Source organism: Streptomyces sp. NPDC060031, assembly GCF_042736805.1.
In the GTDB taxonomy this organism is placed as follows: Bacteria; Actinomycetota; Actinomycetes; order Streptomycetales; family Streptomycetaceae; genus Streptomyces.
Map to the genome: position 1 here is coordinate 1 of NZ_JBHWVM010000140.1, position 3,306 is coordinate 3,306.

The following is a 3,306-nucleotide window of genomic DNA, read 5'->3' on the forward strand; positions in this document are numbered from 1 at the left end:
GTCCGCCATACCGGCCGCGACTACCACCGGCCCCTACAGGCCCTCGGCCTCACCTGACGAACCCGGACAGATTTCGATCATGCAATGACCCTGGGCCTTGAAGGCCCGCCACCAGCTGCCCACCGACCTTTCGGAGACACCGAACATCTCCGCGGCCCGGCCGTACGTCACCACCCGCCCCGACTCCAACGCCGCAACCACCCGCAGCCGAAGATCCTCCTGCGCATCCGGCGACAGCCGGCGCATACCCCCACTCTCGATCACACCCGACCAACGACCAGGCAACCGAGGAGTTTCGGCTCAATAGCTGACCTGCATAAACACCCAGAAAGGCACGAAATGGCACTCAGCCCTTTAGACGCCGACGCCATCTGCAACACCAGGAGGGTTCTCAACCAACCCGCAACAATCCCAGGTCAAGCCGCAACTGGCCCCACAAAGCTGTTCACACATGACCTGCAACACCCCAGCTCACCGAGCCACGGATACCGCAACCGCCCTCCCCCTCAGCGACAGAATCCACGCTGAGCTGCGACGTCTGGGCCGACCTGTGAACCGCAAGCGCGTCGCCCGGATCATGCGGGAGGCCGGCTTCCAGGGTGTCACCCGCCGCAAGCGGCGTTCGCTGACCCGCGCGGACAAAAAGGCCAGGCCGGCCCCGGACCTGATCGGCCGTGACTTCCACGCCGAGATCCCCGGCACCAAGCTGGTCGGAGACATCACCTACCTGCCCACCGCCGAGGGCTGGCTCTACCTCGCCTGCTGGCTGGACCTGGCCACCCGTGAGGTCTTCAACTTCATCGAGACCTTTTACAACCGCCGCCGCCTGCGGAAGCACCGAACTTTCGGCTACCTCACCCCGGCCGAGACCAGGCAGCGGCATCAGCACGCCCTCGCGGCGTAGACATCGAGTGTCCAGGATCACGGGGAAACTTCAGTCCACGGCCTTGACCGACACCTTGAACAGGGCGGCAACCTCAATCCGGTCCCGGCCCTCCACCAGCGCCGACACCGCCAGCAACCGCACAACCTCCTGCGCATCCGGCGACCAAGCCCGCGCATCCCCCACCAGACCACTCACACACCATCAACGAGCCTGAACTCAAAGCGTTTCGGATCAATAGGAAACCCATCAGTTTCGCCTCAATATCTCAACGCATCGCGAGATCTGGTGAAATAAAGCGTTTGAAAAAACGGTCGGCCCGGCACCTGGATGCCGGGCCGAACTCTCTGCTTCCGACGGACGGGATAAAACGTTCTACAAGATTCGCGATCGGGATTGAGATCTAAAAATAAGCCCCGCGCAGCTTTTCAGCGACCGAATATAGAACCTATGGAACACAGCAGAAACACGATTGCGCAGCAGATATCCAATGCGTAGGTGGCGTCCTCTCGCCGCACTTCACCTGCCAGCTCGGATAGGCTGGCACGTCTCGACGAGTTTAGTTCGTCGAGGAGTTGCACCCTGCGCTTCTCGCCCCAGTATAGCCCGGAAAATGCGCGGGGATAGAGCACCTCACCATTGGATCCACTCAATGGAATCCGAAGAGTGTGAGTGAGGCCAGTCCGGTGCCATTCGATGAGAGATATGCGAGACCAGGGAATCCAGAAGGTCCGGCGCCATTGGCGCACAATCAAGAAGTCCTTTTCGGTCTTGACTCCGGGGGAGAAATAGAATCTCCAAGCCATCCAGAAGCACGGCGCACATCCGATTAGCCCTGCTGCCACAGTGGAGGTCAGCGGGTCTTGCGAAGTCAACTCGAGGGCGGCGACAGCAACCGGAAGGGTATTGACGCCAATAAGCAACAGTAGCCCTACTAGTATCTTTCCGATAGGCCGTCTCATGAGAGCCACGACCTGTAAGCGAACTGCTCCATTGCCCTCACCACGACCGTCTCAGCTCCGAAGAAGATGAACGATCCGGCGACTACATCTCCGACAAGGCCTATCACTTGCTCCGTACACCCCTTTGCCCCACTTGAGTATGATCCACAGGCATTGACGACCATTGGCACTCGCGTAAACACAGCTACACCAGCTGCAAACTTACCAACGATCAAAACTGGACCCACGCATTCGGGCTGCCCAGCGACCGCGCAGCCCGCCGCAACAGATTCCGCCAACCAGACTGTTGCTCCAGCCCCCTGGTTTGTGAGCGAGATGGTGTCCTTGTTCTCGTCAATCAAGTCTTCGAGTACGTTCCCGTCCTTCTTCTCCGTCTTCTTTCTGCACGCTGCGAGACTCTCGCCGCCTATGATGCAATCCAAAACTCCCGACCAGGCCTTGGCTTCGTCCACGGTGTAGTCCCGGGATCCTTGGTATCCTTCTCTTTTCATGCTGTCGTACTATTCCGACGTCAACGGAGCGCCGAGGGCGAGCTTCTTATTTGAATTGTCTCCCTTATTGTCATTGCCACCATTGCCCCCGCTCTTCCCATTGCCCCCGCCATTGCCGCCGCTCCTGCTTCCACTGCCGCCGCCGGGTGACTTGCCGCCCGGGGTGACCGGGTTGGTGGGAGAGGTGCCGTCAGGCTTTTCGGAGTGACCGGTGCCGTCGTCCAGTCGGAGGCCGGTGGGGTCCGAATTCCCAGGTCAGGGGCCGAGTGCGGGAACGTTTCGGCAGGGAATGTCTGGTAGGTGGGGGTCTGCTCGCTGGATGATGTGCTGTTCCCGGACATTGATGTGCGCCTGGAGGCGGTGGAGTTCACCGCGGAGGTCCTGATCGTGGTGGCCGCCGCGTGCGGTCCACCGCCCAGATGCCCTGGGTGCCGCGCCCGAGCCCACGCCAGCCGGACCCGGGCTGGGGCAGCAGTCGTGCCCCAGCCCGTTCCGCTGCAGTCCACAGCCTGACCCAGGCTGACCCGCGGCTGTCGACTACGCCACGGATTCGAGGTACCAGCGCTGGTTGGTCTGGCTGGCGCCGAGGCAGGTCCACTGGTGGACGTCGGCACCGTCGCCGGTGGCGGAGGTGCCGCCGGCGACGTCCAGGCACTTCCCGCTGTGGACCGCTTGGATGTAGAACGTGCCGTTCCCGGCGTCGGTGAGATACCACTGCTGGTTGGTCTGGGCGGTGCCGAGGCAGGTCCACTGGTGGACGTCGGCACCGTCGCCGGTGGCGGAGGTGCCGCCGGCGACGTCCAGGCACTTCCCGCTGTGGACCGCGCGGATGTCGTACGTGTACTTGCCGTTCTGGACCGACTCGGCGCTGAAGAACCAGCGCTGGTTGGTCTGGCTGGCGCCGAGGCAGGTCCACTGGTGGACGTCGGCACCGTCGCCGGTGGCGGAGGTGCCGCCGGCGACGTCCAGG

At 62.4% G+C, this 3,306-nt stretch carries 4 protein-coding genes; 1 reads left to right on the plus strand and 3 read right to left on the minus strand.

Annotation, left to right across the window (positions count from 1 at the left end):
• Positions 1–33: 33 nt before the first annotated feature.
• A complete protein-coding gene (locus ACFWB8_RS34970; RefSeq protein ID WP_385236660.1) occupies positions 34–246 on the minus strand; it encodes a helix-turn-helix domain-containing protein in 213 nt (70 codons plus the stop codon).
• Between the two features lie 205 nt (positions 247–451).
• Between ACFWB8_RS34970 and ACFWB8_RS34975 the strand changes: the two genes are divergently transcribed.
• The gene (locus tag ACFWB8_RS34975; RefSeq protein ID WP_385236663.1) at positions 452–904 is read left to right on the plus strand and encodes an IS3 family transposase; all 453 of its coding nucleotides are present in this window, start codon (positions 452–454) and stop codon (positions 902–904) included.
• Positions 905–1,841: 937 nt separating this feature from the next.
• On the opposite strand, the gene ACFWB8_RS34980 is transcribed toward ACFWB8_RS34975, so the two are convergent.
• On the minus strand, positions 1,842–2,297 hold the full coding sequence (locus tag ACFWB8_RS34980; protein ID WP_385236666.1) for a hypothetical protein: 456 nt from the start codon (positions 2,295–2,297) through the stop codon (positions 1,842–1,844).
• 576 nt (positions 2,298–2,873) lie between these two features.
• Positions 2,874–3,306, minus strand: a 433-nt coding sequence (locus ACFWB8_RS34985) for an RICIN domain-containing protein (RefSeq protein ID WP_385236669.1), incomplete at its 5' end; no start/stop codon positions are given.